This is a genomic window from Pseudoalteromonas sp. 2CM28B (genome assembly GCF_023161935.1).
In genome coordinates this window covers 126300-142069 of the sequence record NZ_JALNTH010000004.1, presented here as the reverse complement: position 1 = coordinate 142069, position 15770 = coordinate 126300, and the positions used below count along the sequence as shown (strand labels likewise).

Genomic DNA, 15770 nt, shown 5'->3' with positions numbered 1-15770 from the left:
GCGCATATGGAAGAAAAAGACGAGCTACAAGTACAAGTTCATTACGCGCTAATAGAGCAGCTTTCTGCAAACACCCGCAGGCAGACTAAGTTACTTGCCTTACTTGATGAGTGTGTATTTGAATGTGATAAACATTTAGTGTTTAGCTACGTGAACGAAGCATGGCTTAATAAGTTGGGTTTTACGCCGGCCATGCTAATAGGTAAAAAAATCACATCGCTGTTAGAGACCAAAGACTCGTTAAAGCTGTCAGCGTATATTGAGTCTATTTTTGAAGGCGTTTTTAGTGCCAGTATAGAGCTGCAAGTAAAAAATAATGACGGCCTTACTAACTGGTTTGAAATGCGCTTGGCTTGCGACGATAGCGGCGGGTTTATTGGCTCGTTACACGACATTCAACGACATAAAGACTACCAATACTTACTCACCCAGCAACAAGAGTACGCTAAGCGACTTTCTTTAGTGGCAAGCCACACCAATAATTTAGTTATAATTACCGACCGATTTGGCAAAATAGAATGGGTTAATAAAAGCTTTGAAACGCTTACTAGTTATAAATGTGAAGAAGTCATCGGGCTTAGCCCCGGTAAACTGTTGCAAGGGCCTAAAACAAGCCTAGAGTCGCGCCAGTTAATGGCTAAAGCGATTAAAAATGCCGAGCCTTTTCAAATAGAAACCGTTAATTATGATAAAAATAAAAACGAATACTGGGTTGCTATTGATGCCACCCCCGTAAAAGATGATGACGGTAATGTTAAGCATTTTATAGCCATAGAAACCAACATTACCCAGCGTGTAAAAGCTGAACAAGCCATGGCAGAAATAGAATATAACTACCACTCTGTAGTCGATAACATCCCTGATATTGTATTGAGGTTAGATGCGCAGGGCGGGTTATTGTTTATGAACAAAGCATGGCAAGATTTTTTCCAAACAGACATAAATAAACACCTTGGCTTACCCATTGCTAATTTTGTAATGGGTGAGGATGTGGAAAAGCTAAACACAGCTCTTACAGGCTACAGTAGTGGCAATCGAGAAGTTAAACGTTTGGATATTAGGTTAACCAACGCGCTTAATGAGCCAAATTGGGTTGAAATGACCCTCACACCCATTACCTCATTTAATGGCACACACTTAACGTCTATAGCGGCGACCGTGGTTGATATTCAAGAACGTGTGATAGCTGAACAAATACTCTTAGATGCTAAGCACCAGGCTGAATCGTTGGCTGAGTCTAAAAGTCGCTTTATGGCCAATATAAGCCATGAAATACGCACACCTTTAAATGCAGTGATTGGCTGTGCAGATATCTTACACGACACGGGTCTCACAACAGATCAAAAACGTTACACCCAAATGATTAAAACAAGTTCAGATGCATTATTGAGTATTTTAGATGACGTGCTGACCTACTCACGCTTTGAAGCGCAAGCAATCTCAATAGATAATCAGCCATTTAGCCTCGATATTTGCTTAGAAGAGGCTATCGATATTGTAAGTGAAAGCGCCGTGCAAAAAGGCCTCGAACTTATTTTTGATCTGCACCCTGATGTTCCTGCGCAGGTGGTGGGCGATCATGGTCGTATAAGGCAAATTGCAATAAATTTACTCTCAAATGCCATTAAGTTTACTCAAAAGGGTTCACTTATAGTGACAGCACAGTGTGTTGAGTTTGAAAATAATAAATTTACGTTGCAGCTTAGCTTTAAAGATACAGGAATAGGGATTGCGCAAAACAAGCTCGAGAGTATGTTTAAGCCGTTTATTCAATCAGATAACTCTATCACTCGAGAATATGGCGGCAGTGGCTTAGGTTTAGCCATATGTAAGCAAATATGTGATGCTGCAGGGGGCAGCATTACTGTTAACTCGCAGTTTGGTAAAGGGAGTGAGTTTATTGTGAATTACCCTTTGTTAATAGATACAAGCGAGCAGGTGCAAAGAGAAGGCTTTTCAGCCAGAACCAAAAAGCCCTATGTGTGTGTGATTAGTAAAAACTTGCAATTAAACACGGCGATAGAGCATATGCTTACTCGCCATTCGATAGATTTTTCACGCCTTGAAAACATCGAAAAGCTAGACAGTATCAATACGCCCGACGCTATTGTTACCACTAATAAAGCCGATTTAGACGCAGCGCAACAATTTTTAAAAAGTTACAAGAGCCTAAATAAACCGTGTTTATTACTCATAGACCTACTGGGTAAAAACCAAAAAACAGAGGCGCCGAGCTCTGGTATGTTGATGTTTAATGGGCCTTTTAAGCCTTCGCATTTGCCCAGAGCGATTGCTGCGCTTGAGGAAGAGCTTTTTCATCTTGATATTATTTTTACTAATAAAAAAGAAACCACACTAAACACAGCCACTATTAATGCTCAGCCATTTAAAGGTACGCACGTACTCGTGGTTGAAGACAATAAAAATAACCAAATTGTGATTCAGCAATTTTTAGAGCAGCAAGGGTGCTTAGTTAAAATAGCCAGTAATGGGCAAGAGGCGATTGAAAAAGTTAAAACGCAAACAATAGATTTAATATTTATGGATATTCAAATGCCAATTTTAGATGGTATTTCTGCCACTAAAAAAATCAGAGAGTTAGCTATTGTCACCCCTATTATAGCGTTAACAGCGAATGCGATTCATGGAGATAAAGAGCGTTTTATTAAAGCAGGAATGAATGACTATTTAGCTAAACCAATTATTAGCGAAAAACTCAATTTGCTCTTAAATCAATACTTACCAAAACTTAATGACGCTAAACACTCTAAGTTAGAGCGCATTAACGAAATTTGGTCGTTATTAAAGTAACAAGCAATGCAACCGTGCTTTTAGGTTAATAGTTATAGATGGCCTTAAGGTATTTTGATTAAAGTTTTAAGTTGTTAAGTAAATAAACGTAAATAGTGGGTTTAGCAAAAATTTAACCTCAAAAGGTTAAAATTGACTGTTTTCTCAAAAAAGCGGTGGCGATTGAGTAATGCGTAGTCAATTACTTTTACTGCCTAAAAAGCCTTAATGTATTAAGCAAAACTGTAAAAAATGCTTAAATACTAATCCTTTTTAATTGATTGGGTTGTGTAGATTGGTTCTTAATGGTTGTTTTTAAATTGATTTGCATTTTGCAAATCAAAATGAAATTGAATCTCATAATGCAAATATCCGCTTAGCTATTTTTTATTCTCCCTATCAAAGCAATTCATTCACCCATTGATTTATAAGGACTTAAATTTTTTATCATCATTAAATTTATTTTGGCATGGCTTTCGCAATATAAACACCAAGTAGAGCGAAGTTATCATTGATATAAATTTGCTAAGTAGTTAAATAAATTTTAAGGGTGTCCATTATGCAAACTAATACTAAAGTTAAACAGCAACCAAAAAAAATGTCTTTTGTTCTTACTCCAGAGTTAATGGTGCTGTCTATAATTATTGTTGCAGCTGTTATTGTTGGTGCAACAGCACTGCGAGGCACCGTTACTATTGAACCTGTTAATAAAGGTAATACCGAGATGTTCACAAATAAATTTAGCAATAGTGATTTAGATAATGCCACTATTGAAAGCAACACATTAAACTACGCTCAAAACATAGATGAGCAACCTGCCCAATCAGGCACACAAGGTTTAAACAACTAAACAATACTTCTCCTTTAGTATTTATTTCGGCTGACTCTAAGCAATTAGGTCAGCCTTTTTATTTTTAAAGCCACTTTATACCCAAACCATCGCTTACTCCTGCTCCCACTTTAAATCAGCTTGCGTGTCAGTGTGATTTGCAAAATGCAAATATACCCATCAATAACTTTTGACTAACAGCCCGTCTTTAACTAATTGAATTTTATGTATTTATTTTTTATTTTGACGGGTCGTTTTGGTCTGCAATTTGCAATTTATGTAACAAGCTTACGGTGAGCCCTTATTTGTGGAGAAATTTATGAATGCTTTTAAAAGTTTAGAGCCTATCAATACTGTCAACATTGCACGCTGGCATGAACTTGAGCAAATTATGGCTCATGCAATGAAAAACCATTGTTTTAATATGGTGTACCAGCCGCTTGTATCTTTAACAAGTGGGCAATTAGTTGGCTTTGAATCATTAGTACGCTGCGAATCTTCACGCTATGGTGTTGTTGGCCCAGATGAATTTATTCCGCATGTAGAACAGTCAGGTATGATTTTAGATTTAGGTGATTGGATTTTTAAGCAAACCCTAAGCGATTTAAGCCAAATGAGAAAAATAGGTATGAATGATATAACTATTTCATTGAATATTTCGCCGGTACAAATTATTGAAGGGGATGTGTTTTCTAAAGTAATGAGCTTACTTGATAAGTATCAAATAGACCCCGCAGCCATAAAAGTAGAATTAACAGAAACAGCATTAATAAAAAGTCCGCAGCGTATTGCTAAAACATTTGAGCATTTTCATAAAGAAGGGGTAAAAATTTGGCTAGACGATTTTGGAACGGGCTATGCCTCTTTAGGCCTTTTAAGGCAGTTTAATATTGATGGGCTAAAAATAGATCGCAGCTTTATAAGTGGCATTACAACGAACAATGAAGACTTTACTCTGTGTAGTGCAATTATTGCTATGGCGCAAAGACTCGGGTTAGAAACCATTGCTGAGGGGATTGAACAGCGCGAGCAATTACAAATATTAGAGCAGCTAGGGTGTGATGTAGCACAAGGTTACTTACTCGGAAGACCAAGTAGTTTAGCTAATAATACGGCGACATGGGTAAAAATGTACACTTAACTTAATGTTTAGATTTGCAAAATGCGAAAAACGACTTACTCTAAAAGTATAAAAGCTTTGTATCACAATAATAAATAAAGGCCTAATATGCCAATACCTGAAGAATATATTGATAACACCATCACTCAAGCTCATGTGCTAGCGCAATTAGAGCAAGATGTTGGCTCACTCACTTTAGTAAGGCTGGTAAACTTATTTATTAATGAATTAGAAGAAATGCGAGTTCGTCTTAAAAATGCAATTGATGAGCAAGATGAAGATAATATTAAAGATATAATGCACGTACTTAAAAATTCTGCGGCGCTATATGGCGCATTAACTTTGGCAGCCCTTGCCAGTCAATTACATGATTACCCCCCCGTTACCATTGATGAAAATATTCACGCTGCTCAGATCGTTCAACATAATCTAGAAAAAACCCACGCTGCATACCAAGTTATTGCTAATAATATTACTTAAAAGGCTCTGCCATGAACGATTCTCAAAAAAATCACTGGTTTATATAGTAGAAGACAGCATTGCAAGCGGGGCTCTTTATGCGAGTCAATTAGAGCAAGCAGGGCACGAATGTAAACACTTTACCGATGGCTACTCTGCCTTGGTAGGTATAAAAGAGATGATGCCTGATGTCATTGTCCAAGATGTTTGTTTACCCGACATTAGTGGCTTAGAAGTGCTGCAGTTTGTTAAAAAGCAAGAAAAGCCCGCTAACGTAGTCATGATCACCTCAAATAGCTCTATTGATGTTGCAGTAGAGGCAATGCGTTTAGGTGGTTTTGATTTTTTAGAAAAACCGTTTTCAGGCCAGCGCTTAGTGAGCGCCGTAGATAGCGCGCTTTCGCAAAAAGCACCTCCTGCAGTTAAAATTCAAGAACAAAAAGCGCAAAACACTTCTGGGTTTATTGGTGAATCGTTAGCAATGCAAACGGTGTTTAGGCTTTTAGATAGTGCAGCGCGAAGCAAAGCATGTGTTTTTATTACCGGTGAGAGTGGCACAGGTAAAGAGGTGTGCGCGCAAACTTTGCACGACACTAGCCCACGAAGTGAAGGGCCATTTATTGCAATTAACTGTGCTGCTATTCCAGGAGAGTTATTTGAGTCAGAGTTTTTTGGCCATGTAAAAGGGGCCTTTAGCGGAGCGCTAAGTGACAGGAAAGGGGCTGTAGAAGTTGCAAACGGTGGTACTTTATTTTTAGATGAGCTGTGTGAAATGGAGCTCAACCTACAGGCTAAGTTATTGCGTTTTTTACAAACGGGTGCGTTTAATCGGGTAGGTAGTAGCGAGGTTTTACACAGTAATGTAAGGCTAGTGTGTGCAACAAATAGAAGCCCTGTAGTTGAAGTTGCCGAAGGGCGTTTTAGAGAAGATTTATACTATAGGCTTAATGTTATTCCTGTAAAGTTACCTCCGCTACGCGAACGAGCTGGCGATATAATGTTGCTTGCAAAGCATATTTTAAAGCAAAAAAGTGAAAGTAACGCTAAATTATTTCATCGCTTTTCAAAAGAAGTTGAAAACCTTTTTTGCAACTACGATTGGCCCGGTAATATCCGTGAGCTGCAAAATGTTATCGAAAATATCGTTGTTATCAACGAGGGTGACGTAGTTGAGTTAGATATGTTGCCAAGCTCATTTGGTGTTAATTCTGCTATTCCAATCAAAAATACCAGCTCGTCTCAATCTGCGGAGCAAATACAAACTAACTCGCTTATGGGCGTACACGACATAGAGCCCCTGTGGCAAGTTGAAAAAAGGGCAATAGAGTCGGCAATAGCCGTATGCGATGATAACATTCCACTTGCTGCGGCCTATTTAGGCGTAAGCGCCTCGACTATTTACAGAAAAATAAAAGGCTGGAGTTAGCTTTACGCTTCTTGCTCACATCTTCTTGGTGTTTATACTGTGCTAATGCTACTTAAAAAGAGCAAGATGCCTGTTTTATCTAACATTTTATTATTCTGCTTACAGCTTATAATTCTCCTAATCATATTAAACAAGGCTACTTAATAAAAGCGAGTCGCCTGCCATTTCGTTCTCAGTTACATTTTCATGGTTGAAATAAACAAAGATACCCTAAGCTCTATTACTACACCCTAAGTTTAATAGTAAAAGGAGATCATAATGAGTAACGTTAATTTACAGCCAGCGAGTGTAATGCAGCCTTTAGTGGTAAGCGATTTAGATAACAATGACGTGAATTTAGTTGACCGCGTAAGCGACAAACCTTGGAAAATGATAGTGGTGTACAGAGGCCAGCATTGCCCTAAATGTACCGAGCAACTCAACGAGCTTGCAACAATGCATGACGATTTTGCCAGCGCAGGTGTAGAAGTTGTAGCAGTAAGTGGCGATAGCGAAGAGCAGCTTAAAAAGCATCTTGAAAAAATAGACGTAAATTTCCCTCTTTATTACAATTTAACCATTGAGCAAATGACTGATTTAGGCTTATACATAAGTGAACCGCGCAGTGATGCTGAAACAGATCACCCATTTGCTGAGCCTTGTATTATTGTTTTAAACGAAGACAACCAAGTACAGATGCTTGATAAATCAAATAGCCCATTTGTTCGCCCAAGCCTTAAGCAGCTGCTAGGCGGTATTAAATTTTCACGCGAAAACGACTACCCAATTCGCGGTACTTTTATTAAGTAACGTGTATTGAGTAATTTGATGAATATACGAAAAGGGCACATTTTGTGCTCTTTTTTATTTTTTTTTCACTTTTTTTAATTTAATTACTTGAAAACTATTTTACTGCCCATAAATAGTTTAGTGAGGACGCCTGATGGGTCCCAAAAAAGACAGAAGTTATTGAAATTTATATTATTAATTTAATTATGTTGTACTTGTTCAAAGGAAAAGTAACAACATTATATCGCTTAAATATGAGGATATTATTATGCGTACAGTAGACTTATCACCACTTTATCGTTCATTCATCGGCTTTGATCATTTAGCATCTTTAATGGATGCGGCAGCTCGTACAGACAAGCAGCCTAGCTTTCCTCCTTACAATATCGAAGCACTAGATAAAGACAAATACAGAATCACTATGGCCGTTGCTGGTTTTAGTGAAAATGAACTCACCATTGAGTCAGAGAACAACACTTTAAAAGTTGCAGGCACTAAACCAAACAAAGATGAAAATGAAGAGCGCAAGTTTATTCATCAAGGTATTGCGGAACGTAACTTTGAGCGTAAGTTTCAACTTGGGGATCATGTAAAAGTACTCGGTGCCGATTTAGCCAACGGTCTGCTTAGCATTGACCTGGAGCGCGAAATCCCAGAAGCACTTAAACCTCGTAAAATTGAAATTGGCGGTGGAAACCTAATCGAAGGTAAATAATCGCTAATAAACATTTTCCCTGATTGTAGCCGCCTCAACTGAGGCGGTTTTTTCGTTTTTATAACTTGTTTATATGCGTTAAATAATAATTTGCTTGGGCTAAGGTCTGCTGTTGAAGTTGGGGTGTTTGTTTATCCCAGTTTCTATAAACCATGCCAATGCGTGGGTTTTTTTCAAGTAATGCGCGGTGTTTATCCATAAATTGCCAATATAAGCTGTTGTAAGGACACGCCTTCTCACCTACTCTTTGCTTAACATCATAATGACAGTTTTTGCAGTAATCGCTCATTTTATTGATGTAATTACCACTGGCTGCATAGGGTTTAGTGGCGATAATAGCATCATCTGCAAATTGGCTCATGCCACGGGTGTTAGGTATTTCAACCCATTCAATGGCATCAATATAAACCCCTAAATACCACTGGTCGACTTCATTAGGGTCGATGCCTGTTAATAAGCAAAAATTACCAATGATCATTAATCTTTGAATATGATGAGCGTATGCGGTGTCTAAGCTCTGCGTTAATGCGTGGCTTAAACAGTTCATTTTTACATTACCCTGCCAAAAGTACTCCGGTAACGACTGGTTAGCCTGTAATTGGTTTTTTTGTGCATAGTCGGGCATGTTTGCCCAATATATACAGCGAACATATTCACGCCAACCTAGGATTTGCCTAACAAAGCCTTCTACTTGAGAAATCGAAATTGTGTCGGGATGAGCATTAAATTCGTCAATTACACGCCTAATAACGTACAGCGGGTGGATTAACTTGGCGTTTAAAGCAAATGATAAACGGCTATGGTACAAGCTGGCGTTATTTGTAACTTGGTCGGTCATTGCATCTTGAAACTGGCCGAAATTTTTTAGTAGGTGGATACAAAAATACTCTAAACACGTTTTGGCTTGTTTGCGAGTGAGCGGCCATGGCAGCTGCTGAGGATTTATTTCACCAAAGTAATTTACGTTATGTTTTTTAAGTCTGCTAATGATAGAGCTTACATCGTTATTAAATAATTTTGGCGGGGGGATAGCGTTCAAATCTGCTTTTTTAAATTTGTTTCTGTTATTACTATCAAAGTTCCATTGACCTCCTTGCGGGCTACTCCCATCCATAAGAATAGTGTATTGCTTGCGCATAGCACGATAAAAGTGCTCCATAGTCACATGTTTGTTTTTTTCAAACCGCTCGTTAATACGTTCAAAAGGCAGCATAAAATGCTCGGTGTCATAGGCTTTAACGCGAAAACCAGACTCTTTTTTAAATTTACTTAGCTGTGCTTTGAGGCGAAATTCATCAGGGTATTGATAATGTATTTCACTGCAACGATACTGTTTGGCTATGCGCGTGAGTAAATCAGGCAAGGTTTTGTCTTGGTGGGTATCATTAAGGGTAAGGTGCAGTGTGCTGTAATCCGCGCTTTGTAAAGCTGTAGCAAAACGCTCCATCGCATAAAAAAAAGCACATAACTTTTGCACATGGTGCTTAACGTAATTGGTTTCTTGTTTTAACTCGGCAATTAAATAAAGCGTATCAGGCTCTTTTTCTTTAAACCACGAATGCGAAGCATTGAGTTGATCACCTAAAATTAGGCGCAACACTTTATAATGAGCCATAAACCACCTAAATTTAGTTGTACGTAAAAAGCGACAACGTGGATCTAGGTAGTTTGCTCATACGTGCATAAAAGCTAAAGCTTGTATTACTTAAAGCTTACTTGTGCGAAGTTGAGTGATTTTTTGCTCAAGCGAAATAACATTTGTTTTGTTAAACAAAGTTGTATTAGCAAAACTTTCAAAATAACGAAGCGCTTTTTGCCAAGCAAACTGTGTTTGTGCGGTGAATAAACGCCCTAAGTGCTCGTTTAAGGTATCGTAAAAGGCATCGCACAGTAGCGATATTTCTTTTGGTGTAACGCCCATCTTTTTTAAGTATTGCAAGTGAAAGGTTAAAAATGGGGCAACAGAAGATGGGTTATCTAAATGCCTAACTATACGCTCTAAAACACAATATAAAATATAACTTTTTTCGTTAAAATAAGCGGCACTTGGGTACTGCATTGTTATATTTGACTCTTCAAGCTTTGCATGAAAGCGCGCGGTAAACGCATGAAAGTTTGGCTTAACTATATGCAAACTTTTAATTAACTGTGGCTGATAAGTATTCATTAGCAATCTCATTAAATTTTGTAATTTTTATTTTTATCCACATCGGTGAGCTTTTAGTATAGTGCGTTGCTCAAATATCGCACGTAATCTAAACGTAAAAAGCACAAAATTGTATCAGTTTTATGAATTTTAGATATTTTATTTATGAATATATGGCTTTTTACGTACATATTAGTGACGTTACGATTACCATTTTAACGTCTGCATAATCATAGTACATACTGGTGAAGCTTAAAATGGGGGGTCACTGATTTTATCAAACTTATTAGTTATTATGGTTGCTAATTACCCCGTATATCCTTATAATAGCCGCCATTGTTTAGCGGTTGATTAACCACTAACAGCGATATTGAATTTTAGGTTTAATATCTATTGGCGCGGGATGGAGCAGCCTGGTAGCTCGTCGGGCTCATAACCCGAAGGTCGTCGGTTCAAATCCGGCTCCCGCAACCAATTTTTATAGTAGGTATATCCTTACTAATTCTATATCGCGCATTCTAAGTAATGCGCGTTTTGCGTTTAAGCTAATGTAGTTTAATTTGGTCAGTGTAATGACCCGCAGCCAAGCTTGGCCTGAGGCCACACAGTTTTATGCTTTATTGGTGTGACGCCCCGCTTGGTTCGGGGCGTTGTTGTATCTGCACCATTGATTTATGGCTTTGTCATTAAATCAAAACTTAAACTCAGTATTTTAGGGCTATAAGCCCTTTTTTTGTTTGTATGGAGGATTTTCGTGACAAAACTTGAGCAAGATTTATTAACCATGCTTACGCCTGCAGTAGAAATGTTAGGCTTTGAATTACATGGTCTTGAGTTTGTACAAGCAGGCCGCCATTCTACCTTAAGGGTTTATATTGACCATGAGGATGGAATATCTGTTGATAATTGTGCGGATGCGAGTCGCCAAATTAGTGCGATTTTAGACGTCGAAGACCCAATTACAAACGAATATGATTTGGAAGTATCGTCTCCTGGTGTTGATCGTCCATTATTCAAACAAGATCACTACGAGAAGGCGCAAGGAGAGGAAGTACGCGTGCGTACTAAGCTTCCACAAGACGGTCGCCGTAATTTTAAAGGCGACTTAGTAGCAGTTAGCAGTGATATGATCACACTTAAAAGCGATGGCGAAGAGCACTTAATCATGCTTAGCAATATCGAACGTGCGAACATCATCGCAAAGTTTTAATTCGAGTGCGAAGGAATAGGGCAAGCGAGGCATTACCCATGGCAAAAGAGATATTATTGGTTGCTGAAGCCGTTTCCAATGAGAAAGCGGTTCCAAAAGAAAAGATTTTTGAAGCGTTAGAGTTCGCTCTAGCAACAGCGACAAAGAAAAAACACGATGGCGAAATTGAAGTACGTGTATCAATCGACCGTAAAACCGGTGATTACGACACGTTCCGTCGTTGGCAGATTGCAGAAGTTCAAGAAGATGGTTCTTTAGAAAACCCTTACAGCGAAATCACATTAGAAGCAGCTCAAGTTGAAGAACCTGACTTGCAACTGGGTGATTATGTTGAAGAACAGATTGAATCTATCAAATTCGACCGCATAACTACACAAATGGCAAAGCAAGTTATCGTACAAAAAGTACGTGAAGCTGAGCGCGCTTTAGTTGTAGAAGCTTATAAAGATCAAGAAGGCGAGCTAGTAACAGGTGTCGTTAAAAAAGCAACACGTGATGCAATCGTACTTGATTTAGGTAACAACGCAGAAGCGGTTATTTACCGTGACGATATGCTGCCACGTGAAAACTTCCGTCCAGGAGATCGTATCCGTGGTCTTCTTTACGAAGTTAAACCTGAAGCACGCGGCGCACAGTTATTTGTAACGCGTTCAAAACCAGAAATGCTGATGGAATTATTCCGCATTGAGGTGCCAGAGATTGGCGAAGAAATGATTGAGCTTCGTGCTGCAGCACGCGATCCGGGTTCACGCGCTAAAATCGCCGTTAAATCTAACGACAAGCGTATTGACCCAGTAGGTGCGTGTGTTGGTATGCGTGGTGCACGTGTTCAAGCTGTATCATCAGAGCTTGGTGGCGAGCGTGTTGATATCGTACTTTACGATGACAACCCAGCGCAGTTTGTTATTAACGCAATGGCACCGGCTGAAGTAGCTTCAATCGTAATGGATGAAGACACTCATTCAATGGATATCGCTGTAGAAGCTGATAACCTAGCACAAGCAATTGGTCGCAATGGTCAAAATGTTCGTTTAGCAAGCCAATTAACTGGCTGGGAACTAAACGTAATGACTGTTGAAGACATGCGCGCTAAAAACGAAGCAGAGTCAGATAAGTTAATTAACTTATTTACTGAAAACTTAGATATTGATGATGAATTTGCATCATTACTTATCAACGAAGGTTTCTCAACACTTGAAGAAGTAGCGTATGTGCCGGCTTCTGAGTTTTTAGAAATCGACGGCCTAGATGAAGAAACGGTTGATTTACTGCGCTCACGTGCAAAAGATGCATTAACCACTAAAGCGCTTAAAACGGAAGAAAGCTTAGAAGGTGTAGAGCCTGCTGAAGACTTACTTGCGCTTGAAGGCTTAGAGCGTCATCTAGCATTTGTTATGGCAAGCAAGGGTGTAATTACACTTGAAGACTTAGCTGAGCAAGGTATTGATGAATTGGTAGATATTACAGAGCTAACACCTGAAAAAGCAGGTGAGCTAATTATGGCTGCACGTAATATTTGTTGGTTCGCAGACGAGTAATTTATTAACGGAGGTATTACACACTATGGCAGAAGTAAATGTTGAAAAACTAGCCGGCGATATAGGTACAACTGTTGATAAATTGCTTCAGCAATTTTCACAAGCGGGTATCACTAAAAAAGCAGGGGATAATGTAACTGAAGCTGAAAAAGCACAGTTACTTGATCACTTAAGCAAATCGCACGGTGGTACTGGTTCAGATGGCCCAGCACGTATGACTTTACAACGTAAGAGCAAAAGCACATTAAGTGTAACGGGCTCTACGGGTAAGGCAAAAGCTGTTCAAGTTGAAGTTCGCAAAACACGTACTTACGTGAAAAAGAGCGCAATGGAGCAAGAGCAAGAACAGCAACGTCTAGCCGCTGAAGAAAAAGCGCGTATCGAAGAGCAGCAAAAAGCTGCACAAGAAGCCGCTGAATTAAAAGCGAAACAAGAGGCAGAACGTAAAGCAAAAGAAGACGCTGATCGTAAAGCCAAAGAAGAAGCTAAACGCAAAGCAGATGCAGAGCGTAAAGCTAAACAACAGCAGATGACCCCAGAGCAAAGTGCTAAGTCTGAGAAAGATCGCATCGAAGCTGAGCGTCTGCAGAAAGAAGCAGAAGAGGCCGCATTGAAGAAAGCTGAAGAAGAAGCGAAACGTCAAGCAGAAGAGGCAAGAAAGCTAGCTGAAGAAAATGAAGCTCGCTGGAAAAAAGAAGAAGAAGAACGTAAGAAACGCGAAGAAACCGCGGATCACCATCTTACGACTTCTACTTATGCACGTGAGGCAGAAGATGTTGCCGATGCACGTGATGAGCAAGGTTCACGCCGCGCGAAGAAAAAGAAAAAAGCCCCAGCAAAAGATAAATTTGCAGGCGCTAAAGGCCGTAAAGGCAAGCTAAAAGCACCTACGTCATTGCAACATGGTTTCCAAAAACCTACTGCCGATGTTAAAAATGAAGTGCGTATTAGCGAAACAATTACAGTAGCTGAGCTTGCATCACGCATGGCTGTTAAAGGCGCTGAAGTTGTTAAAACAATGATGAAAATGGGTGACATGGTTACCATTAACCAAGTGATTGACCAAGAAACAGCACAACTTGTTGCTGAAGAAATGGGTCACAAAGTTATCATCGTTAAAGAAAACGAATTAGAGCAAACAGTACTAAATGACCGTCATGAAGATGGTAAGTCTGAGCCGCGTGCGCCAGTAGTAACTGTAATGGGTCACGTTGACCATGGTAAAACATCAACGCTTGATTACATTCGTTCAGCTAAAGTTGCATCAGGCGAAGCCGGTGGTATTACACAGCACATTGGTGCATACCACGTTGAAACTAACGGCAACATGATCACTTTCTTAGATACACCGGGTCACGCCGCGTTTACATCAATGCGTGCACGTGGTGCTAAAGCGACAGATATCGTAATCCTAGTGGTTGCAGCTGACGATGGTGTAATGCCACAAACTAAAGAAGCGGTACAGCATGCTCGCGCAGCTGGCGTTCCTTTAATCATTGCTGTAAACAAAATGGATAAAGAAGGCGCAGATCCAGATCGCGTTAAAAACGAGCTAGCTCAGTTAGACGTTATCCCTGAAGATTGGGGCGGCGATACGCAGTACGTTCATATCTCAGCTAAAACAGGCTTAGGTATTGATGACTTACTTGAAGCTGTTCTTATGCAATCTGAGCTTTTAGAGCTTCGTGCTCCATCAGAAGGCATGGCAGCAGGTGTTGTAATTGAATCTCGTCTTGATAAAGGACGTGGTCCGGTTGCTTCTATCTTAGTTCAATCAGGTACCCTTAACCAAGGTGATATCGTACTGTGTGGTCTTGAATACGGCCGTGTTCGTGCAATGAAAGACGAAAACGGTAAAGACATTAAATCAGCGGGTCCTTCTATTCCTGTTGAGATTTTAGGTCTATCTGGTATTCCGGCTGCAGGTGATGAAGCGACTGTTGTTAAAGATGAGCGTAAAGCGCGTGAAGTTGCTTTATACCGTCAAGGTAAATTCCGCGACGTTAAATTGGCTCGTCAGCAAAAAGCGAAGCTTGAAAACATGTTTACTAACATGGCTGAAGGCGATGTATCAGAAGTTAACGTGGTACTTAAAGCAGACGTTCAAGGTTCAATCGAAGCAATTTCAGACTCACTAACTAAGCTTTCTACTGATGAAGTAAAAGTGAAGATTGTTGGTTCTGGCGTAGGTGGTATCACCGAAACTGATGCAACACTTGCTGCTGCATCTAACGCAATCGTAGTTGGCTTCAACGTTCGTGCCGATGCATCTGCACGTAAAGTGATTGATACTGAAAACTTAGACCTTCGCTACTACAGCGTAATCTACGCGCTAATCGAAGAAGTTAAGCAAGCCATGTCTGGTATGCTTGCTCCTGAGTTTAAGCAAGAGATTATTGGTCTTGCTGAAGTACGTGACGTGTTTAAGTCTCCAAAAATTGGCGCAATTGCTGGTTGTATGGTTACTGAAGGTACTATTAAACGCAGCGCACCTATTCGTGTACTACGTGATAACGTGGTTATTTACGAAGGTGAGCTTGAGTCACTACGTCGCTTTAAAGATGACGTTCAAGATGTTCGTAACGGCATGGAATGTGGTATCGGCGTTAAGAACTACAACGATGTTCGCGTTGGTGACCAAATCGAAGTATTCGAAACAGTTGAAGTACAACGTACACTTTAATTGCTCGTAAACTAAGATTGTAAATGGGGGCTTTGCCCCCATTTCTGTATCCATTATTTAATTAACTTATTATTTTAATTCAGTAA

The 15770-nt window shown here is 39.6% G+C and carries 12 protein-coding genes and 1 tRNA gene; 11 read left to right on the top strand and 2 right to left on the bottom strand.

Going from position 1 to position 15770, the window contains the following annotated elements; translation table 11 throughout:
- The first annotated feature begins 6 nt into the window (after positions 1-6).
- The 7 genes from MTN96_RS07385 (at position 7) to MTN96_RS07355 (ending at position 8107) form a co-directional block, all read left to right on the top strand.
- Positions 7-2811 carry a PAS domain-containing hybrid sensor histidine kinase/response regulator gene (locus tag MTN96_RS07385; protein ID WP_248531109.1) on the top strand — a complete coding sequence of 935 codons (2805 nt, stop codon included), beginning with the start codon at positions 7-9 and terminating at the stop codon, positions 2809-2811.
- A 538-nt stretch (positions 2812-3349) separates the two neighbouring features.
- Positions 3350-3640, top strand: a complete 291-nt coding sequence (locus MTN96_RS07380) for a hypothetical protein (protein WP_054982201.1) — start codon at positions 3350-3352, stop codon at positions 3638-3640.
- A gap of 298 nt (positions 3641-3938) precedes the next feature.
- Complete coding sequence (locus tag MTN96_RS07375; protein WP_235207553.1) at positions 3939-4760, top strand: bifunctional diguanylate cyclase/phosphodiesterase; 822 nt, start codon at positions 3939-3941, stop codon at positions 4758-4760.
- Between the two features lie 87 nt (positions 4761-4847).
- On the top strand, positions 4848-5219 hold the full coding sequence (locus MTN96_RS07370; protein ID WP_024033793.1) for an Hpt domain-containing protein: 372 nt from the start codon (positions 4848-4850) through the stop codon (positions 5217-5219).
- Complete coding sequence (locus tag MTN96_RS07365; RefSeq protein WP_374274989.1) at positions 5206-6624, top strand: sigma-54-dependent transcriptional regulator; 1419 nt, start codon at positions 5206-5208, stop codon at positions 6622-6624. The genes MTN96_RS07370 and MTN96_RS07365 overlap by 14 nt, the downstream gene beginning before the upstream one ends.
- Before the next feature lie 258 nt (positions 6625-6882).
- Complete coding sequence (locus tag MTN96_RS07360) at positions 6883-7413, top strand: peroxiredoxin-like family protein (RefSeq protein ID WP_064386792.1); 531 nt, start codon at positions 6883-6885, stop codon at positions 7411-7413.
- A 247-nt stretch (positions 7414-7660) separates the two neighbouring features.
- Positions 7661-8107 carry an Hsp20 family protein gene (locus MTN96_RS07355; protein ID WP_004585880.1) on the top strand — a complete coding sequence of 149 codons (447 nt, stop codon included), beginning with the start codon at positions 7661-7663 and terminating at the stop codon, positions 8105-8107.
- A 58-nt stretch (positions 8108-8165) separates the two neighbouring features.
- Here MTN96_RS07355 and MTN96_RS07350 read toward each other — a convergent pair whose 3' ends face one another.
- Positions 8166-9722 (bottom strand): cryptochrome/photolyase family protein, encoded by a 1557-nt coding sequence (locus tag MTN96_RS07350; RefSeq protein ID WP_248531107.1) that lies wholly within the window; start codon positions 9720-9722, stop codon positions 8166-8168.
- A gap of 90 nt (positions 9723-9812) precedes the next feature.
- A complete protein-coding gene (locus MTN96_RS07345; protein WP_004585882.1) occupies positions 9813-10274 on the bottom strand; it encodes a globin in 462 nt (153 codons plus the stop codon).
- Between the two features lie 376 nt (positions 10275-10650).
- Between MTN96_RS07345 and MTN96_RS07340 the strand changes: the two genes are divergently transcribed.
- The 4 genes from MTN96_RS07340 to infB all read left to right on the top strand — a co-directional run bounded on the left by MTN96_RS07340 (position 10651) and on the right by infB (position 15684).
- Positions 10651-10727: transfer RNA gene (locus tag MTN96_RS07340), tRNA-Met, on the top strand.
- A 280-nt stretch (positions 10728-11007) separates the two neighbouring features.
- Positions 11008-11463: a ribosome maturation factor RimP gene (rimP, locus tag MTN96_RS07335; protein ID WP_004585883.1), complete on the top strand. Its 456-nt coding sequence runs from the start codon at positions 11008-11010 to the stop codon at positions 11461-11463.
- Between the two features lie 38 nt (positions 11464-11501).
- Positions 11502-13001 carry a transcription termination factor NusA gene (gene nusA, locus MTN96_RS07330; RefSeq protein ID WP_004585884.1) on the top strand — a complete coding sequence of 500 codons (1500 nt, stop codon included), beginning with the start codon at positions 11502-11504 and terminating at the stop codon, positions 12999-13001.
- Between the two features lie 25 nt (positions 13002-13026).
- Positions 13027-15684, top strand: a complete 2658-nt coding sequence (infB, locus tag MTN96_RS07325; RefSeq protein WP_004585885.1) for a translation initiation factor IF-2 — start codon at positions 13027-13029, stop codon at positions 15682-15684.
- Positions 15685-15770 lie beyond the last annotated feature (86 nt).

Coding starts and splice junctions, on each gene's coding strand:
- MTN96_RS07380 (WP_054982201.1), top strand. CDS start 3,350: ATGCAAACTAATACTAAAGTTAAACAGCAACCAAAAAAAATGTCTTTT.
- MTN96_RS07345 (WP_004585882.1), bottom strand. CDS start 10,274: ATGAATACTTATCAGCCACAGTTAATTAAAAGTTTGCATATAGTTAAG.
- MTN96_RS07385 (WP_248531109.1), top strand. CDS start 7: ATGGAAGAAAAAGACGAGCTACAAGTACAAGTTCATTACGCGCTAATA.
- MTN96_RS07360 (WP_064386792.1), top strand. CDS start 6,883: ATGAGTAACGTTAATTTACAGCCAGCGAGTGTAATGCAGCCTTTAGTG.
- MTN96_RS07350 (WP_248531107.1), bottom strand. CDS start 9,722: ATGGCTCATTATAAAGTGTTGCGCCTAATTTTAGGTGATCAACTCAAT.
- MTN96_RS07375 (WP_235207553.1), top strand. CDS start 3,939: ATGAATGCTTTTAAAAGTTTAGAGCCTATCAATACTGTCAACATTGCA.
- nusA (WP_004585884.1), top strand. CDS start 11,502: ATGGCAAAAGAGATATTATTGGTTGCTGAAGCCGTTTCCAATGAGAAA.
- MTN96_RS07355 (WP_004585880.1), top strand. CDS start 7,661: ATGCGTACAGTAGACTTATCACCACTTTATCGTTCATTCATCGGCTTT.
- MTN96_RS07370 (WP_024033793.1), top strand. CDS start 4,848: ATGCCAATACCTGAAGAATATATTGATAACACCATCACTCAAGCTCAT.
- infB (WP_004585885.1), top strand. CDS start 13,027: ATGGCAGAAGTAAATGTTGAAAAACTAGCCGGCGATATAGGTACAACT.